Annotated in this window: 23 protein-coding genes; 14 read left to right on the forward strand and 9 right to left on the reverse strand. The window is 58.8% G+C overall.

From position 1 onward, the window contains the following. The first annotated feature begins 3 nt into the window (after nt 1-3). The 8 genes from JNO48_12750 to JNO48_12785 all read left to right on the forward strand — a co-directional run bounded on the left by JNO48_12750 (nt 4) and on the right by JNO48_12785 (nt 10,509). A complete protein-coding gene (locus tag JNO48_12750; protein QTE68042.1) occupies nt 4-963 on the forward strand; it encodes an inner-membrane translocator in 960 nt (319 codons plus the stop codon). A gap of 50 nt (nt 964-1,013) precedes the next feature. Beyond that, nucleotides 1,014-2,201 carry a LacI family DNA-binding transcriptional regulator gene (locus JNO48_12755; protein ID QTE68043.1) on the forward strand — a complete coding sequence of 396 codons (1,188 nt, stop codon included), beginning with the start codon at nt 1,014-1,016 and terminating at the stop codon, nt 2,199-2,201. Between the two features lie 112 nt (nt 2,202-2,313). Continuing rightward, on the forward strand, nt 2,314-3,297 hold the full coding sequence (locus JNO48_12760) for a sugar ABC transporter permease (GenBank protein QTE68044.1): 984 nt from the start codon (nt 2,314-2,316) through the stop codon (nt 3,295-3,297). Then, nucleotides 3,294-4,970 carry a glycoside hydrolase family 3 protein gene (locus tag JNO48_12765; GenBank protein QTE68045.1) on the forward strand — a complete coding sequence of 559 codons (1,677 nt, stop codon included), beginning with the start codon at nt 3,294-3,296 and terminating at the stop codon, nt 4,968-4,970. Before JNO48_12760 ends, JNO48_12765 begins: the two co-directional genes overlap by 4 nt. Nucleotides 4,971-4,979: 9 nt before the next feature. Beyond that, on the forward strand, nt 4,980-6,452 hold the full coding sequence (locus JNO48_12770; protein ID QTE68046.1) for a cellobiose phosphorylase: 1,473 nt from the start codon (nt 4,980-4,982) through the stop codon (nt 6,450-6,452). Then, the gene (gene pgmB / locus JNO48_12775; protein QTE68047.1) at nt 6,449-7,087 is read left to right on the forward strand and encodes a beta-phosphoglucomutase; all 639 of its coding nucleotides are present in this window, start codon (nt 6,449-6,451) and stop codon (nt 7,085-7,087) included. Before JNO48_12770 ends, pgmB begins: the two co-directional genes overlap by 4 nt. Before the next feature lie 473 nt (nt 7,088-7,560). Continuing rightward, nucleotides 7,561-8,058: an SH3 domain-containing protein gene (locus JNO48_12780; protein ID QTE68048.1), complete on the forward strand. Its 498-nt coding sequence runs from the start codon at nt 7,561-7,563 to the stop codon at nt 8,056-8,058. Between the two features lie 126 nt (nt 8,059-8,184). Further along, on the forward strand, nt 8,185-10,509 hold the full coding sequence (locus JNO48_12785) for a bifunctional metallophosphatase/5'-nucleotidase (protein ID QTE68049.1): 2,325 nt from the start codon (nt 8,185-8,187) through the stop codon (nt 10,507-10,509). 148 nt (nt 10,510-10,657) lie between these two features. Here the strand turns inward: JNO48_12785 and JNO48_12790 are convergent, their stop codons facing one another. From JNO48_12790 to JNO48_12810, 5 genes are all read right to left on the reverse strand, one after another. Beyond that, a complete protein-coding gene (locus JNO48_12790) occupies nt 10,658-11,998 on the reverse strand; it encodes an FMN-binding protein (GenBank protein QTE68050.1) in 1,341 nt (446 codons plus the stop codon). An 84-nt stretch (nt 11,999-12,082) separates the two neighbouring features. Further along, nucleotides 12,083-12,742 carry a Crp/Fnr family transcriptional regulator gene (locus JNO48_12795; GenBank protein ID QTE68051.1) on the reverse strand — a complete coding sequence of 220 codons (660 nt, stop codon included), beginning with the start codon at nt 12,740-12,742 and terminating at the stop codon, nt 12,083-12,085. Nucleotides 12,743-12,956: 214 nt separating this feature from the next. Further along, on the reverse strand, nt 12,957-13,358 hold the full coding sequence (locus JNO48_12800; protein ID QTE68052.1) for a GNAT family N-acetyltransferase: 402 nt from the start codon (nt 13,356-13,358) through the stop codon (nt 12,957-12,959). Nucleotides 13,359-13,380: 22 nt separating this feature from the next. Further along, the gene (locus tag JNO48_12805) at nt 13,381-13,803 is read right to left on the reverse strand and encodes an ASCH domain-containing protein (GenBank protein QTE68053.1); all 423 of its coding nucleotides are present in this window, start codon (nt 13,801-13,803) and stop codon (nt 13,381-13,383) included. A 129-nt stretch (nt 13,804-13,932) separates the two neighbouring features. Further along, complete coding sequence (locus tag JNO48_12810) at nt 13,933-14,469, reverse strand: NUDIX domain-containing protein (protein ID QTE68054.1); 537 nt, start codon at nt 14,467-14,469, stop codon at nt 13,933-13,935. A 182-nt stretch (nt 14,470-14,651) separates the two neighbouring features. Between JNO48_12810 and JNO48_12815 the strand changes: the two genes are divergently transcribed. From JNO48_12815 to JNO48_12835, 5 genes are all read left to right on the forward strand, one after another. Continuing rightward, nucleotides 14,652-15,656 (forward strand): hypothetical protein, encoded by a 1,005-nt coding sequence (locus JNO48_12815; GenBank protein ID QTE68055.1) that lies wholly within the window; start codon nt 14,652-14,654, stop codon nt 15,654-15,656. Nucleotides 15,657-15,819: 163 nt separating this feature from the next. Further along, nucleotides 15,820-17,127, forward strand: a complete 1,308-nt coding sequence (locus JNO48_12820; GenBank protein QTE68056.1) for a hypothetical protein — start codon at nt 15,820-15,822, stop codon at nt 17,125-17,127. A gap of 25 nt (nt 17,128-17,152) precedes the next feature. After that, entirely contained in the window at nt 17,153-18,376 is a 1,224-nt protein-coding gene (locus JNO48_12825) for a hypothetical protein (GenBank protein ID QTE68057.1), read from the forward strand. Between the two features lie 284 nt (nt 18,377-18,660). After that, nucleotides 18,661-19,341 carry a M48 family metallopeptidase gene (locus JNO48_12830; protein ID QTE68058.1) on the forward strand — a complete coding sequence of 227 codons (681 nt, stop codon included), beginning with the start codon at nt 18,661-18,663 and terminating at the stop codon, nt 19,339-19,341. Beyond that, nucleotides 19,338-19,940, forward strand: a complete 603-nt coding sequence (locus JNO48_12835) for a hypothetical protein (GenBank protein ID QTE68059.1) — start codon at nt 19,338-19,340, stop codon at nt 19,938-19,940. The genes JNO48_12830 and JNO48_12835 overlap by 4 nt, the downstream gene beginning before the upstream one ends. 48 nt (nt 19,941-19,988) lie before the next feature. On the opposite strand, the gene JNO48_12840 is transcribed toward JNO48_12835, so the two are convergent. The 3 genes from JNO48_12840 to JNO48_12850 are packed head-to-tail and all read right to left on the reverse strand — an operon-like array spanning nt 19,989 to nt 20,834. Beyond that, nucleotides 19,989-20,417: a hypothetical protein gene (locus JNO48_12840; protein ID QTE68060.1), complete on the reverse strand. Its 429-nt coding sequence runs from the start codon at nt 20,415-20,417 to the stop codon at nt 19,989-19,991. A 16-nt stretch (nt 20,418-20,433) separates the two neighbouring features. Then, nucleotides 20,434-20,595, reverse strand: a complete 162-nt coding sequence (locus JNO48_12845; protein QTE68061.1) for a hypothetical protein — start codon at nt 20,593-20,595, stop codon at nt 20,434-20,436. Nucleotides 20,596-20,600: 5 nt separating this feature from the next. Further along, entirely contained in the window at nt 20,601-20,834 is a 234-nt protein-coding gene (locus JNO48_12850) for a hypothetical protein (protein ID QTE68062.1), read from the reverse strand. Between the two features lie 237 nt (nt 20,835-21,071). Here JNO48_12850 and JNO48_12855 point away from each other — a divergent pair, with 237 nt between their 5' ends. Continuing rightward, the gene (locus JNO48_12855) at nt 21,072-21,914 is read left to right on the forward strand and encodes a transposase (GenBank protein QTE68063.1); all 843 of its coding nucleotides are present in this window, start codon (nt 21,072-21,074) and stop codon (nt 21,912-21,914) included. Between the two features lie 147 nt (nt 21,915-22,061). Here the strand turns inward: JNO48_12855 and JNO48_12860 are convergent, their stop codons facing one another. After that, entirely contained in the window at nt 22,062-23,720 is a 1,659-nt protein-coding gene (locus JNO48_12860; protein QTE68064.1) for a hypothetical protein, read from the reverse strand. Nucleotides 23,721-23,748: the final 28 nt, after the last annotated feature.

Below are 23,748 nucleotides of genomic sequence, written 5' to 3' on the forward strand. Positions count from 1 at the left end.
ATTATGGGAAAGCAAACATTCCGGGAGCGTATCCCGGCATTCGCCTCAATCCTGGGCCTGCTGGTGCTGATTGCCGCATACTACATCGTGGGCGCGGTGCGGGACGCGAACGTGGCGTACGGCCTGAAAGCGGTGATCAACCAGAGCGTCGTGGTGGCGCTGGTCGCGACCGGGGCGGTGTTCATCTACACGCTGGGCAGCTTCGACATCAGCCTGGGCGCGGCCACGGGTGTCAGCGCACTGCTGGGCGCCATGGCGTATAACGCGACCGGCAGCCTGGTTGTGATGTTCCTGGTATGCGTCGGCGTCGCGGTGGCCATCGGGTTTATCAATTCTTCCCTGGCTTCGGTGTTCAACCTGCCGATCTTCGTGACCACGGTGGCCATGATGAGCGTGCTGAGCGCATTCATGCTGATGCTGATCGGCTGGAACGGCGCCGGCGACACCATCAAGGTGAAAGCCCGGGACGTCCGGCCGCTGGACAATATTCCGTTCAAGGTTGCGGTGCTGGTGATCTACATCGCGCTGTGCTGGTTTGTTTTCACCCTGCTGCCCACCGGCCGGGAAGCCCGGTTTATCGGCGGCAACCCGGTGTGCGCAAAGCTCAGCGGGATTGACGAGAAGAAACTGGCGGTAATCGCTTCCCTGATTTCCGCGGTGGGCATCGGCCTGGGCGCATTCCTGACCATTGTCTATGCCCCGACGCTGAACAAGGACACGGCGTCCTCCATCGGAATGGACGTGATCATCGCAATCGTATTCGGGGGAATGCCGGTATCCGGCGGTCCCCGGAGCCGGATCCTCTCCGCGGTGGTTGGCGCGTTCTCCATGGGCTTCCTGAGCCAGATCATGAGCATGCTCAACATGGGCAGCGGCTACGGCCAGATGATCAAGGCAGCCATTTTCCTGCTGGTGGTGTTTATCGCCCTGGGCAGCCAGCGGGGCAAGCTTCTTACCCGGTGATAACGCATCAAGCGTTACAGATATCAAATAAACATAAAGGAGAAACGAACATGAAAAACCTGAAGCGTATCCTGTGCCTGGCCCTGTGCCTGATGCTCGTGCTGGCCTGCGTGCCCGCGATGGCCGCCGGCTCCGTGAAGATCGGCGTGCTGGTTTCCGACGCGACCTCTTCCGAAGCACTGGCCTTCCGCGCCTATTACACCGAGTATATTGCCAAGGCGTATGACGTGGAATTCATCTATTCGGATGAGCTCTCCGACGCCGCCGGTGAAAAGAGCGCGATCGACAATTTCATCGTCAGCAACTGCAAGGCGGTGATCTCCTTCTCCAGCTTTGACCGTCCCGCCCAGATTGAGCAGTGCGACGCGGCCGGAATCTACTACGCGGTGGCGACCGGCACACTGACCGATGAGCAGTATGAGGAATACAAGGATTACGAATACTATGTGGGCGCGATCGGACCCAGCATGGATATTGAATTCAAGGCCGGTTATGACATGGCGTCCTACTACATCGACCAGGGCATGACCAAATTCGGCATGTTCGGCGGCGGTGTTCCGTACTATGTGGACATGCACATCTACCGCGCGGCCGGTATGCTGACCGCCATGGTGGAAAAGGGCGGCGAAGGCGCCAACTACAAGGGCGCGGACAATGCCGGCGCGATCATCGGCCAGATCTACACCGACGGTAACATTGAAACCTGCACGATCGGCAGCCTGGAGCTGGCAGCCTATGTCGGCGGCTATGACTTCAACGATGCCTGGTTCGGCAAGCTGGCCCAGATGGTGGGCACCGAAGGCATCCAGGCGATCCTCACTGTGGGCAGCGGCGTGGACGTGCTGGGCGGCTTCATCTCCGGATCCGGCGTCAAGCTGGCGACGGTGGACAGCTTCACTCCCGCCATGGGCGAAGCCATGGAAAACGGCATCCTGGACTACGTAGCGGGCAAATTCGCCGCCTCCGTCGGCCCGATCTTCGCCGCGGTGTACAACGCGGTAAACGGCAGCCCCATCCGGGACAATGACGGCAACGCGCTGGCCCTGGGCCAGGGCTTCTGGGTCGCCACCAATTCCGAACAGTTCAAGGAATTCAGCGCGGTGGATTCCTCCAACACCGATCCGGCCTACACGAAGGAAATCCTGGACCAGTTCGCGGCTCCCGGCGTCAGCTACGACGACTTCGCCGCTTTCGTTGCCCGGTATTCCTTCGATGAAATCGTCGGGCTGAAGAAATAAGCATTTCCTGCCGGGGCAGGGCAGCTCCCTGCTCCCGGCGCTCTTTCTGCGGGGATACCCGGCGGGCGTTTCCGCAGAAGGAGCGCCGATACGCGCCAAAGGAGTGACCTGAATGAAGAAGAAGAACCACCTGCTGAAAAACCTGCTGCTGAGCCTGCTGATTCCGTGCGCTGTGCTGGCGGTGCTGAAAATCATCGCGCTGGCCAAGGGCGTGCAGCTGTTTGCCAACGCGGACAGCTGGAAGCTGTTCTTCCGGGCGGTGGCCAATGTGACACTGACCACCTTCGCCCTTTCCATCAACCTGGATTCGGGCCGCTTCGATTTCTCCCTGGGCGCGGTGTCCATGCTTTCCGCCACGGTGGCGGGGACCCTCGCCCAGCAGTGGAATATGGGCCCCTGGCCCACACTGGCCGTCGCGATCCTGGTGGCGGCGCTCCTGGGGCTGATCCACGGCGGCGTATATGTGATTACCCGGATTCCGCCCATCATTGTGTCCCTGGGTATGGCCCTGTTCTATGAAGGCTGCGCGTTTGCCTTCACCGGCGGGAAAGGCGTTTCCCTGGTGACCCGGACGGACATCATCGGTTTTTCCACGATTTTCAACTATATCCTGGTAACCGCGGTGATTGTGGCGCTGGTGGTGCTGCTGTTTGACTATACCTGTTTCGGAGCGCATTACCGGGCGCTGGCCGGCGGCCAGAAGATCGCGGTGGAAACGGGAATCCGCGAGGTGGGCAATGCCCTTGGATGCTATACGGTGAGCGGCGCCCTGATGGGCGTGGTGGGTTTTATCAGCCTGGCCAACACCGGCAGCCAGCAGATGGCCCTGAACTTCGGTTCCATCGGCATCATGTTCACGGCTTTCCTGCCCATGTTCATCGGCGGATGGATCGGCCGCTACATCAACAAGCGGGTGGGAATTATGCTGGGCGCTGTTTCCATGGCACTGATCTCCCTGGCATATGCCCGGTTTGACACCGCTTCCTCGGTGCAGAGCATTGTCTCCGCCCTGCTGCTGGTGCTGTTCCTGATCTACCTGAACAATGAGTTTGCCATTCTATCCAGATTCCGCAAAAAGCAGGAGGCCGGCGCATGAGCATTGACCTGAAAGCCAAACCGTTCTGCCTGGATGACGCACAGATCCGCTGGGTGGAGGAAACACTTTCCTCCATGACGGAGGATGAGAAAATCGGGCAGCTGTTCCTGCCCATCGCGTACTCTTCGGATGAAAACTACCTGAGATATGAAATGCTGCGCTTCCACGTGGGCGGCCTGCTGTTCAAAACCAGCCCGTCCGGCGAGGTGCGTTCCGCCCTGCGGTTTATGCAGGACAACAGCCGCATCCCCCTGCTGTGCGCGGCCAACCTGGAGTTCGGCTCCACCGGATTCCTGGAGGACGGCACGATGTTCGGCCAGCAGATGGCTGTCGGCGCCGCGGGGAAGACGGAACACGCATACCGGCTGGGATATGTTTCCTGCCGGGAGGCGGCGGCCGCAGGCTGCAATTTTGCCTTCGCACCGGTCAGCGACCTGGACCTGAACTGGCGCAACCCCATTATCAATGTGCGCTCCTACGGGCGGGACCCGGAACGGGTGCTGGAAATGTGCCGGGCGTACAAGCGCGGGGCGGATGAAAACCACGTGGCCGTTTCGGTAAAGCATTTCCCGGGCGACGGCGTGGACGAGGTGGACCAGCACCTGCTGGTGTCGGTGAACACCATGCCCATCCCCGAGTGGGAGGAAACCTACGGAAAGGTATACCGGGGAATGATCGAAGACGGGGCGATGAGCTTTATGATCGGCCACATCGACCACCCGGAATGGCGGCACAGGTTGAATCCCTCCCTGCCGGAGGGAACCGTGCCGGCCACGCTTTCCCGTGAACTGATGACCGGCCTGCTGCGGGAACACCTGGGCTTCAACGGACTGATCATTACCGATGCCACGCCCATGGTCGGCTACAACTGTTCGATGCGGCACGCGGATGCCGTTCCCACGACCATCGCCGCGGGCGCGGATATGTTCCTGTTCAACAAGAGCCTGCCGGAAGACTTTGAGTATATGAAGGACGGGATCCGCCGGGGCCTGCTCACATGGGAACGGGTGGATGAGGCGGTGACCCGGATCCTCGCCATGAAGGCGGCGCTGGGACTGAACGGGAGCCCCATGCTGCCGGAAGAAGCCATGGCCTGCATCGGGTGCGGACAGCATCATGCCTGGGCCAGGGAACTGGCGGATGATGCCGTTACGCTGGTGAAGGATACCGAGGGGAACCTGCCCCTGGATCCGAAGAAAACCCCGCGCCTGCTGCTGGAGGTGCTGGGCGGCTGCCCTTCCGACGGGCATATCGCGGCATACATGCGGGAGAAGCTGGAAGCGGAAGGCTTTGAGGTGACCCTGTACCAGCCGGAGGATTTCGCCACTTACCAGTTCGGCGTCCGGCCGTTCACGGACCGGTATGACGCGGTGCTGTACCTGGGCAATGTGGAAAACGCCAGCAATAAGACGACCAACCGCATCAACTGGTTTACTTTCTGGGGACACGGAAACAACGTCCCGTGGTTTGTCCATGAGGTGCCCACGGTGTTTGCCTCCCTGGCCAATCCATACCACCTGGTGGATGTTCCCATGATCAAGACATACATCAACTGCTACTCCAACAACGATGAAACCCTGGACGCGCTGACGGAGAAGATGATGGGGCGGGAACCCTTCCGGGGCACGCCGCCCACGGACCCGTTCTGCGGAAAAGAATACCTGTGTTACTGAGGAACGAACATGTTTGAAGAGAAAAAAGCGGCCTGGCTGCAGAAGGCGGAAGAGCTGAAACCGGAACTCATCCGGGAAACGGTGCGCCCGGTCTCCGGCATGCCCGGCCGTGCGCTCACGGAAAACGAGAGCATTGTGCTGGATTTCGGAAACCATTATGTGGGACGCCTGACGCTGAAACTGGGAAGCGAGGGGAGCCACCCCGACGCGCCGGCCTGGCTGCAGGTCAAGTTCTGCGAAAACAGCCGGGAGCTGGATGAGACCCTGGACGGCTATACGGGGTGGATCAGCAAGGGCTGGGTCCAGCAGGAACAGGTGCATATCGATGTCCTGCCCTCCGAACTGGCACTGCCCCGGCGGTATGCCTTCCGCTACGTCCGGATTGACGTGTTTGCGCTGTCCTCCCGGTACCGCCTGGTGGTTGAGGACGCTTTTGCCGAAACCGTGACCTCGGCGGATGACCGGGTGATCCGGCCGCTGGAGGGCGACACGCGCGATACGGCAATCGACCGGGCGGCCCTGCGGACCCTGCATAACTGCATGCAGGATGTGTTTGAGGACGGCCCGAAGCGTGACCGCCGCCTGTGGCTGGGCGACCTGAGACTGCAGGCACTGGCCAACAGCGTGACATACCGGAATTTCAGCCTTGTAAAACGCTGCCTGTACCTGTTTGCCTGCGCCGCGGACACGGAAGGCCGCATTCCCGCGTGCCTGTTTACCGAGCCGCGCGTGGAAGGCGACGATACCTACATGTTCGATTATTCGCTGTTCTTTATCCCGGCACTGCTGCAGTATGTCCGGACAAGCGGCGACCGGGAGACGATGGAGGACCTGCTGCCGCTGGCCCTGCACCAGCTCCGCCTTTCGGAAGAACAGTTTGACCCGGATACCGGGCTGATCCGGGACAGCGACCGGCTCGGCTGGTGTTTTGTGGACTGGAACCTCCGCCTGAACAAGCAGTTCTGCGCGCAGGCCATCTGGATCTTCTGCGCCCGGGCGGCCCTGGAAATGCGGGATGATCCGGACCTTGCCCGGCTGGCGGAGCAGCGGAAGGAAGCCGCTCGCACCTACTGGTATGACGCGGAAAGGCATCTGTTTGTCAGCGGAAAGGAACGGCAGATCTCCTGGGCTTCCCAGGTATGGGCGGTCCTGGCCGGCATTGCCGAAGGGGAAGAGGCAGCCGCTTGCCTGGAAGCGGCGCGGGCCTGCCCGGAAGCGGTGGAAATGGTAACGCCCTATATGATGCACCATTACGCGGAAGCCCTGTGCCGCGCAGGCCGGAAGGAAGAAGCACACCGGGTGATCCGGGATTACTGGGGCGGCATGATCGACCGGGGAGCGGATACCTACTGGGAACTGTACAATCCGCAGAACCCGGATGAGTCTCCCTACGGATCCCCGGTGGTGAACAGCTACTGCCACGCCTGGAGCTGTACTCCGGCCTGGTTCCTGCGCAGCGGCATCCTGGAGGGGAAAGCATGAGATACAAAGGGATCATCTTTGACCTGGACGGTGTGATCTGCTCCACCGATGAATACCATTACCGCGCGTGGAAAACCCTGGCGGACCGCCTGGGGATCCCGTTTGACCGGGAACGGAACAACCGGCTGCGCGGCGTGAGCCGGATGGAAAGCCTGGAAATCGTCCTGGAAAAAGGCGGAAGGACCTATACCGGCGAAGAAAAGGCAGCCTTTGCCGAAGAGAAGAATACGCTGTACCGGCAGCTGCTTGCGCAGATGACGCCGGCAGACCTGGCGGACGAAGTGAAGGAAACGCTGGAATCCCTGCGCCGGAGCGGCCTGAAACTGGCCATCGGCTCTTCCAGCAAAAACACGCCCTTTATCCTGGAACGCATCGGGCTGGGCAGCTTTTTTGACGCGGTGGCGGACGGAAACTGCATCACCCGTTCGAAGCCGGATCCGGAAGTATTCCTGAAGGCCGCGGAGATGCTGGGGCTTGCGCCGGCGGACTGCCTGGTGGCGGAGGATGCTCGCGCGGGGGTGGAAGCGGCCGTGGCCGGCGGCTTTGACTGCGCGGCGATCGGGGATGCCCGGGACGATGAGCGGGCTAGGTGGCACCTGAACCGGTTTTCGGATATCCTGAAGAGCCTCGGCTGAGACACCTGTTCTGCACGGCGGGGAAAAGCTTTCCCGGCCGTGCTTTTTTGCGTGTAAAGAAGCTTTGACACAGGCGCCATGGGCGATGTAAAGTATATTGGATGGACAATAATCCCCGGATTTCGGTAGGATGGGCCCGCAAGGAGGACGCGGAAATGGAACTCGGAAAGCGGCTGAAGGAATACAGGGCCCGGGCAGGGATGATACGGCATGCTGCTGATTGATGAGAGCCTGGATGATCTTGTGATTGAGACCATCTCTTCAATCCACATCCGGGGAAAAATCAAATGCTCGGACCGTATCAGGGAGCACTATCAGCTGTAAAAAAAACGGGACTGTCCCCGGTGTTTCAAAATGAGTCAATGAGAAGTCCACATCGACTCCGGGAAGGAAACAGCCCGTTGCCGCGTTATATGGTTGTAGCCGGCAAGGAACGGAGAACCGCAAAGCCGGCGGCGAAAGGAGATTGATTTATGCGTAACATGAAGAGATTTATTGCTTTCCTGATGCTGTTTGTACTGGCCGCGGGTGTGTGCCACGCGGATATTATCCCGCCCTACGGCGAAGGCCAGATCGGCCTGACGGCCGTGGTGCTGTGCTCGAACCTGACGGTGCGCAAGGACCGCAGCGCCTCCTCCGAGGCGGTGACCACCCTGAACGCCGGCGCGCGGTTCATGGTGCAGAACCAGGTGGACGGCTGGGCGGACTGCTTCCTTTCGGATGACGTGGACGGCGGCTGCTCCGGCTGGGTGAACGCGGACTATGTCGTGGTTGATCCGGCTTGGTACCGGACGAACGGCGCCACGGCGGTTTATGCCTGGAACGATACCAAGGCGCCCCGGGTGGGCCTGCTGGATGACGGCGAGATGCTGCCCATCCTGAAGGATGACGGCGACTGGCTGGTGGTCGGCCTGCGCGGCGCGGCTGGATGGATCCTCAAGACCGACGCGGACAAGGCGTCTCAGAAATAAATCAGTCCTGTAACACAAAGCGGCCTGCCCGGATGGGCAGGCCGCTCCTTTTGTCCCGGGGTTTTATTCCGCTCGGTTCGAGTATATAATAGAAAAACAGAGAGAACAGGATAAGGGGGCGTCAATATGAAACGGCTGATCCGGGGACTGGCACTGCTGCTGGCGGTATGCCTCGGCGCGGGATTGTGCCCGGCCATGGCGGAAGGGGAGACTCCGGCGTATACCGACGTGGCCGTCCTCTCCACCACGGATATGCACGGGAAGTGCTGGGAGACGAACGTGCTGACCGGCGGGGCGGAGAAGCACAACATGCTGCGGGTATCCACCGCGGTGAAGGAGATCCGGGCAACGTTCGGGGAGGAGAACGTTCTCCTGATCGACAACGGCGACCTGTACCAGGGCACGCAGGTGTCGGAATACCAGCTGCTGCAGCGCCACATGGGCCTCAGCGAAGATCCCCTGGTGATGGCCCTGTGCCTGAAGGAGATGCGGTATACGGCGTCCGTGCTGGGGAATCACGAGTTCAACTACCCGTGGGAAGTGATGAGCGAAACCTACCGGTGGCTGGAGGAAAACGGCGTGCCGGTGCTGGCAGCGAACGTCTGCCATGACGGCAGTGAAGCGGGAACGGAAGCGGGGCAGCAGGCTTTTACGCCATACATCATCCGCACCGTGACGGTGAACGGGCATGAGCACATAATCGGAATCCTCGGGCTGGAAAACTGCGACATCACCCGCTGGGACCTGCCGTACAACTATCCCGGGCTGCAGTTCGTGCATCCCGGCAACGACGGCTTCTCCATGGCGGAGGAGGCAAAGCGTTTCCTGCCGGAAATGCGGGAGGCGGGCTGCGAGTTCATTATCGTATCGTATCACGGCGGGCTGGGGAATGCGGAAAGCCGCCTGGTTTTCGGCGGCAACTCCGAGAGCCAGGCCATGCGCCTGGTGGCGGAAACCGCGGACATCGACCTGCTGATCAACGGCCATGACCATTCCGACGGATATTCCGGCCAGCTGTTCGCGAACGCGGAGGGCCGGGAGATCCCCATGGTGAACGGCGGCGGGCAGGAGCTGACCCGCACGGTGTTCCGCTTTACGGAGAATGAAAACGGCGCCCTGGAATGGGAACTGCTGGAAAGCGCCAACCTGGATCCTGCCCAATACGACGTGGACGCGGAACTGGAGGAGAAGGTGCGGCCATACGCCGATATGGCGGAAAGATATGTGGAGCAGCCGGTGGGAATCGCCGGCGGCGAATGGGACGGGAGCCGGGACTACCATACCCGGCAGACGGATTCCATGGACCTGGTTGCCAAGGTGTGCATTGACATGACGACGCTGCGGATTGCCGAAATGGCGGACGAGTACGGCGCCGATGCCGTGATGGCGGAAGCCGGAACGGACCACCTGGACACGGACATGTCCATTACCACGGTGACGGTATCCGGAAACTACGTGGTGGAAGCCGGACCGGTCTCCATGAAGGATATCTACAAACTGTACCGCTATGCCAACAGCATCCTGGTGATCCCGATGACCGGCGCGCAGATCCGCGCGGTGATGGAGGAGAACGCCTCCGGACGGCTGGCCGCACGGGTGCACGGCGGCACGGCGTTTGCCTACGCGAAGGGCGACACCAACACCCACCTGATTTTCGGCGGGCTGAACTTCAGCTATGACCTGGCCAGGCCGGACGGGGAGAAGGTTGTGATCGAAGGCTTCGCGAACGGGCGGCCCTTTGAGGACGACCGGGTGTACCTCGCGGCAGTGAACAACTACATTCTGGGCAACGCGCGGTGCGGCCTGCGGAGCTTCTCCGCGGAGGACGCCATATGGGCGCAGATGGAAGGCGACGGCGAGATCGTGCAGGGCCTGATTGCTGAATACCTGACGCGGCAGGGCACCGTGACGCCGGCGGACTTCGGCTGGCACTGGGGAATCACATATTCCGGCGACACGGAGGACGTGCAGCTGCCGGAAGGAACGGAAGCCGGCGCCAACATGGTGCTGATCCCCGCGGACGGGCAGCAGGTGATCATCTACCATGAGGCGGAGCAGCTGGCCATGACCGGGGAACCGGCCAACGGCGGGCTGGACGCCGTACGGTGGGAAGCCGCGGGCGAGGTGCTTGCGGGACCGATGCCTGAGGGCGCGGTGGTGTTCACCGTTCACGTGGATGAGAACTATGTGTTCCGGTTCAGCGACCCGGAGGGCCGGTGGCTGGTGACGACGCCCAGCGGGAACAGCCTCACACTGGAGAAGGAACCGGCGGACGAAAAGCTGGCCTGCTGGCACCTGGAGCCGGGATACGGCGGCTGGTATATCGTCAATGAGGGAGCACGGTACAGCCAGGCGCTGGAGCTGTACTCCGGCCGCTTCACCACCTACGGTCTCAGCCCCAGCGGGCTGTACACCTTCAACTTCTACGAGCCGGCCGAAGCCGGCCAGTAAAGCAAACCAAAGCAAAAGGGCCATGCAGCAGCATGGTCCTTTTTGTATCCCCGGGCCGCAGTCTGTCCGGCAACGGAAAAAGGGAGGCCGCCGATGGGGTTGGCGGCCTCCGAGGGAAAGAGGATAGGAACGTCGTTCGGAATGCGGCTTACGGGGCCGGCGCAATGCGGGTGAGGCCGTCGAAGCTGTAGGTGGCTGTGACGGCGATTTCCGGGGTGTCGGTGACGATGGAGCGGTATTCCGCGCCGGCGTAATGCGCCATGCCGCCGATGTTGTAGATCTTGGACATATCCCAGCCGCGGGCATTCAGGAGCTTCATCATATTGTTGACCCGGCCGCCGGACTGGCACATGAGGAAGATGGTCTTTCCCTTGGGGAAGAGCGCCTCGAGGATTTCATCCGATTCGGCGTATACCGGAATGGGATCGTCCGGGGATCCGCCGTAAAGCTGCGGCAGTGCCGGATCATTGGCGGCTTCCGCGTTGAAGATCAGGGCGAAATACGGGATGCACTCGAAGTTCCGGATATGCTTCTTGGCATAGTCGGTATAATCCCGCAGGTCGATGTACATGACATCCGTCCGGCCCAGGTACTGCTTCAGGTTCTCGCTGTTGATGGCCGAGCAGGTGGGCCCGAAGTTGCCGGGTTCGCAGACCGTTTCGGTGGGATCGTCCTTGTTGGCCTGGTAGGTTTTGGTGGTGTCCACGGGCGGAGGCAGCTCGGCTTCCTCCTGCGCGGAGGCGGCCGTCGCGGCGGCGGCAGCGACTTCCTTCTTTGCCTCGAAGACCTTCCGCAGTTCAGCGGATTCCGCGTCGCCGTCGAAGAATTCATCCGTCGCGTGGTAGGCATACAGCGCCTGGACAATCCGCAGGATGTTGTTGGAGGAGACGGTGGCGCCGGTGACCGCGTCCACGGTCATTGCCGCGCGGCCTTCGCCCTCGGCGTAATCGGTGAAGTCGTCGATGGTGCTCTTGTCCTTCAGCTGGTCATAGGTTTTGCCGATGTAGTAGGGGATCATTTCCGCCTTGACCAGGTCGTAGTTGGCGTTGGGCGCGGTGGGCGGAGGATTGCTGTCGCCCCAGAAGCCGCCCAGGTAGTGACCGGTGGAATCCGCGTCAAAGGACAGGGTGCGGATTGCCGAATCCCCGATCTTTCCGGAAGAGGGCAGCGTCAGCTCCACATATGCCGTAGACCATACGTTGACGTCCGCGGACCGGCAGGTGCAGGAAATGAACGTGACCTGGTACTTGATGTAGTTCCGGGCTACATACTTGAAGGGGACAAACGCGTAGAAGAGGTCTTCGTCCTTGGGCCCGTCAATATGGCTGAACGGGATCACGGCGATCTGGTTGGCCTTGCTGCCCGGGCCCACTTTGGCGGTGGTGTTGAGGAAATTGTTTACGTCACCCAGGGACAGATCGTCCGCTGAGGCACACAGGGGCATCAGCAGGAGCAGGCAGAGGAATAATGCGGTCAGTTTTTTGAACATTGGGATGCCTCCTTATGAAGTTTTATCGGATGATATGATTATACACAATTTCTCACTGGTTGTCTGTGACCTGGTCACATATTGCTAAATTGCCGCTTTTTCCAGCTTGTCCATATCCAGGACCAGGATGCCGCCCCGGCGGATCCGGATGATTCCGTCCGCGGCAAAGCGTTTGAGCATCCGGCCCACGGTTTCCCGGACGGAATTGACGCGTGCCGCCAGTTCCTCCTGCGTCATCCGGACTTCCGGGCATCCGTTTTCCCGGCAGGCGCTGAGCAGGAAACCCGCCAGGCGTTTGTCCAGCGGGAAGAAAAGCGTCTGCTCCATCACGGCGACCACAGAGGAAAAACGCCGGGTGGCCAGCTCGTAGGCAAAGCAGCGGACATGGACATTCTGCGCGCACAGTTCACCGAACAGGCTGACGGGAACAATGAGGATATCGGAGGGCTTTGAAACCTCCATATGCGCCTCGAACCGGAGATGCGACAGCACACACGAGGCGGAGATGATGCAGTTGTCGTTTTCGGTGACCCGGAACAGCGTGACCTTCCGGCCTTCATCCGACAGCAGGTAAGCCCGCGTTTCCCCGCGCAGGATGTGGATCATTCCCACGCACTCCACACAGGGACCGTAAATCTGCGTGCCCGCTTCATAGTGCCGGATATAGGCGGCCGCGGTTACGCGTTCCTTTTCCTTATCCGTGAGGTCATCAAAATACGGAAGGTTTTTCAGCAGCTCAGTCATATTTCCCCCTTCCGGGCAGGACCCGGCGGATCTGTCTGTTCAGTACCTGAAAGGAAAAAACTCTCTGCCGTTATTTTACTATGAGGAATGGGAAAATGAAACAGCGAAAAGCGCTTTTTTATCAAAAAGAAATGCAGAAAATGAGTCATTGAGAACCGTCCCCGATGACTCTAAAGATGAAACGACGGGGACTGTCCCCATCGTTTCAGGGCGGTCAGCAGCGCATGAAGCCGCAGCAGCCGATTTCGGAAAATTCGGTGAACCCCAGGGATTTGTAAAAAGCGATGGTTTTGGGCGTGTTGTCGGTGACCAGCTCCACCTGGCGAACAACCGGATACCGGGCAAGCACCGCGCGGACCAGCACCGTGGCAATGCCCTGCCGCTGGTGTGCCGGATCCACCAGGAGATCCTGGATGAAGACGATGGTGGCTCCATCGCCGACCGCGCGGATGAGCCCGATGAGCTCATCCCCTTCATATGCCGCCAAAGTCAGCAGGGAATGGCGGAACCCCTGCTCCAGGGTATCGGGGTTATCCGTATAGGCCGTCCAGCCGACGGCGGTATAGAGCCGGAGGATTTCCTCCTCCCGGTATTCGGTGTATTCCCTGATTTCCATATCGTACCTCAAAAAAGACTGATCAGGCGTAGACGACCTCGAACTCCTCACAGACGACCCGGGTGTTTCCGTCAAAGGTACGCCCGATGGAGGAAAGCTCTTCCTTCAGGAAGGATTCATGAACCTCCCGCCAGTACGCCAGGGAGCGGTCGCCTTCGCCTTCCCGGAAGGCATGCTCCGCGGCGACTTCGTCAAACGGAACGACATATACTCGGGTGGTCCGGATGATGCAGACCGCCTCATCCGCTGAATCCAGGATGACGCTGGTTTCCCCGGGCTGCGGAAGGTCTTCGCCTTCCGCCTCGTACAGGTCGTATGCCGAGCAGGTGGCGGTTTTGATTCCCGCTTTGACCAGGGCAGCCAGCTTGTCCGCCGCCTCCCCAAATGCCCAGGCGTCATATTCACCGGCCAGGCCGGACTGTTTCCACATTTCCTCTGCAGTCATGGATATCTCCTTCTGATTGAAATGCTGAAAATCGAACGAAAGGAACCTATCCGGGGCTGCCGCCCGTTCTCCGCTGAAAACTATCCACCGGATAGTTTTCCGGGCGCTCCGAACCCCTGCGTTCGATTTTTACTTTCTCGTCGGGTCGCGGTAGGTTTCCACGCTGCGGTGGTTCCGCATGAAGAACAGCAGGGAGACGAGGCCCTTCTCATAGGGGATGAACTGACGGTCATCGATCATCTGCAGGATCTCTTCCAGGGTGGCCCATCTGACCGCCTGGACCTCTTCCGGCTGCAGGCGCAGGGTGGACAGGTCCACGTCCTGGTTGACGGCATAGAAATCGTCAAACCCGCGATCGAAGTTGATCGTCAGCACCGGACGGACACCGGAAAGATCCACGGACAGGCCGATCTCCTCCCGGGTTTCCCGCTCCGCCGCGGCAATGCTGGTATCCCCGGCGACGGCGCAGCCGCCGACGCTCATATCCCAGTAATTGGACCAGCCGCTCTTGAAGGGCTGGCGCTGCTGGATGAGCATCCGGCCCTGGGAATCAAAAATGCAGACATGCACGACCAACCGGCACAGGCCCTCCGGCACGATGGTTCCGCGCACCATGGTCTTTCCGGTTCTTACCCGGTCCTCCGTATACAGATCCAACAGTTCCATGGAAGATCCCTCCATCCTGTATTCCCCGGAAGGGGAAAACGTCCCGAAAATGATAGCACTTCCGGGAACACCGCGCAACCGCTTCGCAGGGCTTTCAGCGCAGGAAATTCAACTATTGCCATAGAAAAGGAAGTGTGCTACAATCCCACTCACTTCACATCTGAACAGGGAGGCGAACGGCGATGAAAACGGTGTCCGTTTCTGTTGCGAACTACTGCGTTCCGTGTCAGTGCCGCTGCCGGTACTGCCTGCTGGGATCCTGCGGGAAGAACACCGGAGTAGACCAGCAGGAGGGAATGGACTTTGCGGACCGGGTTCTCCGGGAAATCCGGGAAGAACGGCCGGAGATGACCAAAGGGTCCTATTACAACGGCTACTGCATGGACATGCCGGACCTGGCCGGGTATATCCGGTACGGCCGGGAGCGCGGGTATCCGTGCGGGCGCTTCCTGCAGATGAACGGGTTCGCATTCCGGACGGAGGAGGAACTGGACCGCCTGATGACCATGATCCGGAACGAGAAGGCGGAACTGATCGACCTGACTTTCTTCGGGACGGAGGAATACCATGACCGCTTTGCCGGGCGGAAAGGGGATTATCCCTTCCTGCTCCGGATGCTGGAGGCAGCGAACCGGATTGGGCTTCCGGTGACGATCAGCGTTCCGCTGATGCGGGAGAACCTCGGGCAGACGGAAGAACTGCTGCATACCCTGCAGGGATATGAAACGCAGAATATCCGGTTCTTCCTGCCCCACAGCAAGGGGCGGGGACAGAGTATCCTGGATCAGCGGATTACCCGGGAGGAATTTGAGCGCCTGCCGGAGGAAGTGCGGAGCCGGTTCGCGAAGACAAAACATATGACAGAAGCCGAATGGCTGGCCTCCGGGGAAATCACCGAAGCACAGGGGCGGAACCTGACGCTGGTGCTGACACCGGAGGAATTCCCCCGGCTGAAGGAAATGAGCGGGGCGGAAATCCTCGCCATGCTGGAGGAACTGGACGACCGGTACCGGGCGCAGATGCCTCCGGTGCATGAACTGGCGAAGCGATACGGCAATCCGGAAGGGCAGGAGCTGTACCGGATCCGGGACCTGACGCTGAAATGGGAACAGCAGTATATCGCGGATACCGGAAACACCATATGGGATATGCACGATGAAACCCACCACTTTGCGGTGGACGAATAACAGGAAAGGGACCATGCGCAGTGCATGGCCCCTTTTGTGAAGAACTGTGAAACGATGAGGACTGTTCTCAACGTTTCACTTTTTTTGTTCCGGACGGCAGAAAACCGGCCTGAGATTCGTCTATATATACGGAGGACTACGATCCGAAAGGAAGTGGAGAACCATGAGTATCCGAACAAAAGGAAAAGAAATTATACGGCGGGCACTGCTTCTGTGCCTGTGCGCTATGCTGGCGGCTGGCTGTGCCTGCGCGGAGAAAACGGAGGGCGTGAATCTTGGCAAAAGCGGGAAGAACTCACTTGTTTACGGAACCACACTGTCCGACGGCCGGATCCTGTTGGTGGGAACCCGGCAGGCTCCCGGGCAGGACGCAGGCTCCGGATGGCTGCTGTGCCTGAACCCGGACCGGACGGTGAGCTGGGAATACACAGGCGATGCCGCAGATGACGAGTGTTTCGACGCTGCAGCGGAACTGGAGGACGGAACTATCGGCCTCATGTTCGGGCATACGGTGGAACATGAAGGAACATATAAATATGAATATGCACTGCGCTTTTTTACAACGGACGGGAAACCAACGGGGAAAGAAGTCAGTATCCCGTTCCGGGAAGACGGGATGGTTATCCAGAATGCCACAAAGTCCCGGCTACAGATGATTTGCACGACAATCCTCACGGAAGCAGGAGAAAACCAGTACAGATCTGTGCGTGATGACAGTTACCTGATCGACTGGGACGGGAATGAGGCTGCTTCCCTGGAACGCTTCGATCTGAGTTATAGCAATAGTGACATGATTGAAGAGGCAGACGGCCTGGTTATGAACGGATTTGCCTATGAACTCAACTTGAGGGAGGGAGTCCGAAAGACAGACCTGCAGGGCAACCTGATCTGGGAAACCAGGCTGGAGTGCGCATGGCCGGACACCACCCGGGCTGACGCGGAACGGATTATCCCGGCAGGGGACGGGGGATATATCGTTCTTCAGATGGAACCCGTTCAACCGAAAGAGGATACGGATTGGGAATACAGGGGTGCCCTGGTGAAACTGGACAGGGACGGAAATATCCTCTGGACCCGTACGGAAGGTTTTGAAGAAGTCATAATCGGGGGCGGGCTGCTTGCGATGGCCAACGGGAAAATCGCGGTATCTGTCATCCATGCTAATAAGGACGGGAAAACCTTCCGGGCGGACACTCCCCGGAGGATTGCCTGGTTCGACGAAAACGGAATGTTCCTGGGGAACGTGGAAATGGAATTCGGCACGGAGAACTTTCCCCAGCTGAAACGACCCAATGAGAAACCGACGTTCGGAATCGAAGAGTCCCTGAATTTCTATGAAGACCGGATCATCCCCATGGAAGACGGAATGTGGATACTCGGGGGGTTCTACCTGGCACAGGCCGAAAAAGACGGTACGTGGAACAACATGGCATACTATAGTTCAGGCCTGTTCAGGATCCCGGAACCGTGAAGCGATGGGGATTGGAGGAAGAACAATGAAGCGGAACCATCATCCCGGAAAGATGATCCGGATCCTGCTGCTGTGCCTGTGCGCGGCTATGCTGGCCGGAACGGCAGGTGCGGAAGAAATGGTGGATATCAATGAGTATGCTTTTTCCGACGTAATATACCAGGACACCCTGGCGGACGGGCGGGTCCTGCTGGCCGGATCAGGGGACCCAAGCGGCATGCCCCGGCCGAGGCTGCTGTGCCTGAACACGAACCGGACGGTGAGCTGGGAGTACCTGGATGAGACCGCTGGACGGTATATCGGCGCGGCGGTGCTTGCGGACGGCCGGATCGGCGCGGTTCTCTGGGAAGACGGGGAAGAACAGGATACCGGCTTTATCCTGCAGTTTTTTACCCAGACAGGGCTGCGCGCCGGAGAGGAAATCCGGATTCCGGTATCGGTTGACGCGTATTACAACAACCTGACGGCAAACCGGCTGCTTTTTGAGGAACAGGGCGACGACGGGAAATACTACCTGTATGACTGGGACGGACATGAAATCGCGGTGCTGCGTGAACCGGGAATGATGTTTACATTCAGAAACATGATCGAGGAAGAAGACGGACTGGTTCTGTTCGGTGTGGCCGGGGCCGGGAATAAATATATATCGTATACCCCGGAAATCGTGAAGACGGACATGCAGGGCGGGACAATCTGGAAACAGGTGCCGGATCGCATATGGCCGAAAACATTCGAATTGGGTTTCATGTATGTCGTTCCGGCGGAAGACGGAGGATACCTGGCGATCCGGTCGGAACTCCAGAAGGAAGGGAAGAAGAATGGCCCGGCGGTTTACCGAAGCGCGCTGGAGAAGCTGAACCGCAGCGGGGAAAGCCTCTGGAGGAAAACGGAAGGCCTGGAGGATGAAACCGGAGCCTGCCGCGGGCTGGTCCGGTCCGGCGGGAAGATCGCGGCAATCTATCATACGGCGGATCAGGAAGCGGAAAGCTATATCCGGGACGCCCCCCTGCTGTTCCGCTGGTTTGACGAAAACGGGAAGCCCCTGGGCACCACGGAACTGAACCTCAGCCGGGAGGACTTTGAACGGCTGGGGCAGTACACAGACGCGGACAGCATCGTGGATGTGCGATATGATTACCACCTGGTTCCCATGCCGGACGGCCTGTGGACGACGGCTTCGCTGTTGGTTTCGGGAGCAGACGGAGATGTTGCAGCGGACCTGCTCCTGGTAAAAGTTCCGGAACTGTGAAAATGGCAAAAGAGAGATGTGAAACGATAGGGACTGTCCCTATCGTTTCACTGTCCCCGTTAGTTCAAAAATCGAACGAAAGGAACCTATCCGGGGCTGCCGCCCGTTCTCCGCTGAAAACTATCCACCGGATAGTTTTCCGGGCGCTCCGAACCCCTGCGTTCGATTTTACGAAAAGATGTACGGATTCGGTTTTTCCTTTGCAATGCCCTTGAATATCAAGGCCTGAACCGCTACAATACCCATAATCCCCCGGTTTGCACGCCGGGGAACGAGGAGAAGAAATGGTCATTCAGATTGACGGGATTCCCGCAGAGGTTGTCCGGAAACGGATGAAAACCCTGCGGCTGACGGTGCTCCCGCCGGACGGGCGGGTGCGGATTTCCGCGCCATTGCTGCTGCCGAACAGTGTGATCCTCGCCTTCGCGGAGTCGAAGGCTGACTGGGTTCGGAAGCAGCAGGAGAAGATGCGGGAACGCCAGGTACGGCAGCCGGCGGAAATGCGGTACGTCTCCGGTGAAACACTGGAGGTGTGGGGGAAACCGTACGTCCTGCGGGTGATGGAGGGAACCCGCTGGGCACTGTCGCTGGAAAGGGATACCGCCCTGCTGACCGCCCGGACGGGCAGCACGCAGGAGCAGCGGGAAGCCCATGTGAACGGGTGGTACCGTGAAATGCTGAAGGCCGAAACCGCAAGGCGCCTGCCGGTATGGGAGAATATAACCGGCCTGCGCTGCGCATCCTGGCAGGTGAAGAACATGAAAACCCGCTGGGGAACGTGCAACCCGAATACCCGGAAGGTATGGCTCAGCCTGCAGCTGGCCCGGAAACCGCTGGAGTGCCTGGACTATGTGATCCTCCACGAGCTGACCCACCTGAAGGTAAGAAACCATGGAAAGGACTTTCAGGCGTTTATGGACCGGTATATGCCGGACTGGCGCGAGAGAAGAAAACAACTGAAATGACAAACCGAATCATCATTCGGCTGATTGCCGCGCTGGCGGTTCTGGCCATGCTGGCCGGAATGGTCGTAGCCGCGGCAAACGCCGAAGACGGAAAGAACGGGACCGACTATGCCCTACGCCTGGAGCGCGCCCGGGAGAAGTATAACGGGAAAACCGTGAACGTCTACCGGAAAGGCTGGGGCTACATCCAGAGCAAAAAGATCAACGTGTGCTTCTACAAGTCCCCCAAAGAGAAGTACTACGCCATCAACATCCGGGAGTCCCTGAAGATCACCGATGAGGCCGAAATGGAAGCGATCCTGGAGGTGATCATGCAGAACGAGAACTACGACGAAGCCGTGTACGGCGATATGGCCTTCATGAAGGCCCAGTGGATCACACACAATATCGCCTACGAGCTGGCCACCGGAAACCCGGAGACCCGGAAGCTGATCGCCACCCTGGCCGGAGAGACCGCCGTGAAGGTGGCGGAACGGGCCCGGGAACTGGACCTGAGCCCGATCTGCAGCATGAGCGAGCAGGAAAAGGCGCTGACCGAAAAGATCATGCAGCTGTTCCCCGCACAGCAGGACCAGACGGAAAAAACCGCGCAGAAATGAAGACAGCAGGCAGGAAATTTCCTGCCTGCTGCCGTTTTTGGGGGAGTGTTATTCGCGGTCGGTATCGTCCGGCTTCACTTCGATGGTGGGAATATCCTCTTCGGGATTTTTCTCTCCGTCCGGCTCGTCCTCGTTTTCCATGCCGAAGGGGCAGCCTTCCGGATCATCGGCGGACAGTTCGTCCCAGGCCTTCTCGATGGTTTCCTTCACGGATTTGGCCGCGTTTTCCGCGGTGTTCACGAAGGTATCCGCCGCGTTTTTCACGGCTTTGCCGAAGTCCACATCCCTGCCGGTTTCATTTTCCAGGTGGATGCTGCAGCCCAGCAGCGGCGCGGCCGCCATGCCGAGGATGCCCGCCTTGGGCGCGGCCAGCAGGATTGGGAAGGCCAGGATTCCGGGCACATTCAGGACTTCCTTTCCGTCCTTCTGTACCTTGACGCGGTAACCGGTCAGTTCCTCAATAAAGCTCTTTGCCATGTGTTTGTCCTCCTTTTCAGTCATTGGATATATATGAATGAACGGGCTTTCCGTCGACGGTGGCTTTCACCGTCCGGACGGCCGGTTCATTTCTCCCGGTGTTTCCTTCCGGCAGGGCGGTTTTCCTGAAGAACAGGAAGCCCAGGACCAGTCCGATCATGATGGCTGGCAGCAGCATGTTTTTTACCTCCCGATTTCCGTATCAAAAATCATCTTTTTGCAGGCGGCGCAGTAGCAGGCGTTGTCAATCGTGAAGGCCCCGAGCCTGCGCTTTGCGGCCTTGACCGCCCCGATGCCCACAATCTGGTCCACCAGGGAGGCTTTCCGCTCTCCGGCCTTCCAGTACACCCCGGTGCGGCCGTCGCCGGATATTACTCCCCGCTGCATCTCTCCGTGGCAGAACGGGCAGGTCATCATTTCCATCTCCTTTGCTCAACCGGCCATTCCCTGACCGTGAAACAAGCATAACATCAAAGAAGGTCAAAATACATGACCCGGTGGGAAAAATAGGGGCGGTTATTCCGCCAAAACGCAAAAAGAACGGCTGCTTCCGTTCCGCTGAATTGCCATTTCTGGGAACGAAGGGACGGTCTTTTTCGTTCCGGTTGTTGCTGTTTCAGCCTGTATCTGATAAAGTAGCAGAAGGTGATGAAAATGCCAAGGACAGCAAGAAGAATCAATGAATCAAATATCTATCATGTGATGCTGCGTGGGGTCAACAGACAGAATATATTTGAGGAAGACGCGGACCGATATCATTTTATGTCCGTGCTTGCTTTATGCAAAAAAATATCCGGCTTCCGGCTGCATGCATTTGTCTTGATGTCAAATCACATTCATTTGTTGATTGAACCGCATGAGGAAGCACTGGATATGATCTTCAAAAGAATCGGGACGAGATATGCTGTATGGTATAACCGGAAGTATCAACGAGCCGGCCATCTGTTTCAGGATCGCTTCAGGAGCGAAGCCGTCTCCACAAACCAATACTACCAAACAGTTCTGAGATATATATTGCAGAACCCGATGAAAGCCGGGCTGGAGAAACACCCGGGAGAATACAGGTGGAGCAGTTATCTCGCATATGAGAACGGGAAAGGGACCATAACGGATACACAATACGCAATTGATCTGTTTGGCGGCAGAGAAGCGCTGGTTCAATACCTGAAACAGGATAATGATGATATGGCTATGGATGAAGGGGATCATGACTGGCGGCTTCGGGATGATGTGGCTGGACAGATCATGGAGAAGATAACCCAGTGCGCATCCGCCTCTGATTTCCAAAAGCTTGATTTGGAACTACAGAAGAAATATGCTGGTGAAATGTATCGTGAAAGACTTTCAATGGGTCAGATTGCCCGATTGACTGGCATGTCCAAAACAACAGTTTTCAGAGCTGTTCAACAAATCAAGGACGATCCAACAGAAGAAAGTAAGTTGACTTTAAATGAATCTGAAACCGATTTGTTATATAATGCCGGAATAATTTGGTAGTGGAACGAAAAAGACCGTCCCTTCGTTCCGGAACGAAAAAGACCGTCCCTCCGTTCCCCCGATAACTCAGAAAGGCTCTCCAGCAGGAGAGCCTTTTGAATTTCCGGGGTGGAACGAAAAAGACCGTCCCTCTGTTCCTTCGTTCGATTATTCCGTCCAGCGGATGAGATCCAGCGTATCCTGGACGTTGTCAAACATGAAGTTCGATATGTTGATGATCCCCATGTGGTCATCCTCCAGCCAGATGAGGATTTCATCCCCGGAGGAAACGCCGCCGGAAACGTAGTCGAACCGGATCCCGGGCAGGGTGCGGCCGTCGACGCTGCGCTCGACGCGCCCGATGGAGTATTCCTCGCACTGGTACTGGACGGCCCAGCGCTCATAGTTCTTCTGCAGGAGCTGGAAGTAAGCATCTTCGCCGTTTTCCCGGATAAACGGAACTGGGGAAGATCCGGCCGCGAGGGTTACGGAAACGGGTTCATCCGCATCGGCGGCGATCAGCACCGGGATCGTATCATTGTTCTTCATAAAGTCCGGATCGTCCTCAGCGGGCTCGATGGAAGACGTCCTGTAGGGCATATTGCCCGGGGTATAGGTATTCCAGCCGGCGAGGTTGAGGGTCAGCCCCATGTACGGGTTGTCATAGATGCCGTTGACCTCATCCAGGGTGCCGAAGACCTCGGGATTCACATCCGCGAGGGCGGTTACGGCGGCGGGTTCCGCCTCCGGGGCCGGAGTGGCCGGAGCGGCGGGGGCTTTCTCCTGCTGCAGGGAGGAGAGGTTCAGCTGGGCATATTTGGTCGGCTTGTACTGCCAGGCGTCCGCGGGGACCCCGATGTACCGCCCGTCCTCCGAGACGGCGGTCATGGTGAGGATATCCCGGAAAAGGCCGTGGTCCAGGCCGCCGTTTTCCTCATAGGGAAGGTAGCCGTATTTATCCGGTTCGTCCGGGTCGGGAACATCCAGGTGGTATGTTTCATACAGGAAGACCAGCTGGTGGATCCATTCGTGGACGCAGACGTCCCGCTCGTACTCAACAGTGGACAGGGAGAGAAGATCGTCCCCGAAAATCGGGACAAAGGAATACCCCGGCGTCTCCTTGGGGTTGTCCACCTGCACGGTGATTCCGTCAAAATGGCGGAGGATATGCTCAAAGCGCCCGATGACGAAAACGGAATCATATTTGCGCATGGCGTAATGCTTCATGTCGCAGTTATCCGGGTCGACGTAATAACCGTTATCAGGATAGTATTCCAGCTCCGTAATGGGGGCATCCAGCGCCATGCGGGTGATCTGGATGTCCACCCGGCCGAGGGTCAGCTCCTCCGCGAAGGCCTCAAACGCCTGGGCGATTTCCCCGGAAGATTTGAAATTGGCTTCGCTCATTTGGGTGGTATATCCCCGGAAGTCAATCACCGGGGCGTCGATCCACAGGACCTTCCAGACGCTGGGACCCGACGGGGTGGGAGAGGGAGCGGCTCCCTTCCAGCCGGCGGGCAGGTTGCCCTTTTTCCTGGCGTAGTGCAGCTGGAAGGTGTATTCGGCGCCTTCCTCGACATCGATCCGGTAGGACGCGGTGTCCACCGGGAAAACATCGCTCTGGATCTCGCCGGTGGTCTCATTTTTCCAGAACAGTTTGTAGTATCCCTTATCGGCATAGCCCGCAGGCGGGGTGACCGTGATGGTGTTCCCGTCCCGATCCACGGTGTACTCCTCCACCGGTCCGGCAGGGGCCGCCCAGGCCGTCGGAATGACGGCAACGAGCATGACCGCCAGGATGATCCAGGTGACAATCCGCTTTTTCATATCCGTTCCTCCATGGGATATTATTTCT

Source organism: Clostridiales bacterium, from assembly GCA_017569285.1.
GTDB lineage: Bacteria > Bacillota > Clostridia > Christensenellales > Aristaeellaceae > Aristaeella.

Bases quoted from the DNA above. Each gene is read 5' to 3' on its own strand.
- JNO48_12815 (QTE68055.1), top strand. From the start codon at position 14,652: ATGAAAACGGTGTCCGTTTCTGTTGCGAACTACTGCGTTCCGTGTCAG.
- JNO48_12755 (QTE68043.1), top strand. From the start codon at position 1,014: ATGAAAAACCTGAAGCGTATCCTGTGCCTGGCCCTGTGCCTGATGCTC.
- JNO48_12790 (QTE68050.1), bottom strand. From the start codon at position 11,998: ATGTTCAAAAAACTGACCGCATTATTCCTCTGCCTGCTCCTGCTGATG.
- JNO48_12855 (QTE68063.1), top strand. From the start codon at position 21,072: ATGCCAAGGACAGCAAGAAGAATCAATGAATCAAATATCTATCATGTG.
- JNO48_12860 (QTE68064.1), bottom strand. From the start codon at position 23,720: ATGAAAAAGCGGATTGTCACCTGGATCATCCTGGCGGTCATGCTCGTT.
- JNO48_12800 (QTE68052.1), bottom strand. From the start codon at position 13,358: ATGGAAATCAGGGAATACACCGAATACCGGGAGGAGGAAATCCTCCGG.
- JNO48_12760 (QTE68044.1), top strand. From the start codon at position 2,314: ATGAAGAAGAAGAACCACCTGCTGAAAAACCTGCTGCTGAGCCTGCTG.
- JNO48_12840 (QTE68060.1), bottom strand. From the start codon at position 20,417: ATGGCAAAGAGCTTTATTGAGGAACTGACCGGTTACCGCGTCAAGGTA.
- JNO48_12750 (QTE68042.1), top strand. From the start codon at position 4: ATGGGAAAGCAAACATTCCGGGAGCGTATCCCGGCATTCGCCTCAATC.
- JNO48_12830 (QTE68058.1), top strand. From the start codon at position 18,661: ATGGTCATTCAGATTGACGGGATTCCCGCAGAGGTTGTCCGGAAACGG.
- pgmB (QTE68047.1), top strand. From the start codon at position 6,449: ATGAGATACAAAGGGATCATCTTTGACCTGGACGGTGTGATCTGCTCC.
- JNO48_12825 (QTE68057.1), top strand. From the start codon at position 17,153: ATGAAGCGGAACCATCATCCCGGAAAGATGATCCGGATCCTGCTGCTG.
- JNO48_12820 (QTE68056.1), top strand. From the start codon at position 15,820: ATGAGTATCCGAACAAAAGGAAAAGAAATTATACGGCGGGCACTGCTT.
- JNO48_12795 (QTE68051.1), bottom strand. From the start codon at position 12,742: ATGACTGAGCTGCTGAAAAACCTTCCGTATTTTGATGACCTCACGGAT.
- JNO48_12835 (QTE68059.1), top strand. From the start codon at position 19,338: ATGACAAACCGAATCATCATTCGGCTGATTGCCGCGCTGGCGGTTCTG.
- JNO48_12810 (QTE68054.1), bottom strand. From the start codon at position 14,469: ATGGAACTGTTGGATCTGTATACGGAGGACCGGGTAAGAACCGGAAAG.
- JNO48_12765 (QTE68045.1), top strand. From the start codon at position 3,294: ATGAGCATTGACCTGAAAGCCAAACCGTTCTGCCTGGATGACGCACAG.
- JNO48_12785 (QTE68049.1), top strand. From the start codon at position 8,185: ATGAAACGGCTGATCCGGGGACTGGCACTGCTGCTGGCGGTATGCCTC.
- JNO48_12780 (QTE68048.1), top strand. From the start codon at position 7,561: ATGCGTAACATGAAGAGATTTATTGCTTTCCTGATGCTGTTTGTACTG.
- JNO48_12850 (QTE68062.1), bottom strand. From the start codon at position 20,834: ATGATGACCTGCCCGTTCTGCCACGGAGAGATGCAGCGGGGAGTAATA.
- JNO48_12845 (QTE68061.1), bottom strand. From the start codon at position 20,595: ATGCTGCTGCCAGCCATCATGATCGGACTGGTCCTGGGCTTCCTGTTC.
- JNO48_12770 (QTE68046.1), top strand. From the start codon at position 4,980: ATGTTTGAAGAGAAAAAAGCGGCCTGGCTGCAGAAGGCGGAAGAGCTG.
- JNO48_12805 (QTE68053.1), bottom strand. From the start codon at position 13,803: ATGACTGCAGAGGAAATGTGGAAACAGTCCGGCCTGGCCGGTGAATAT.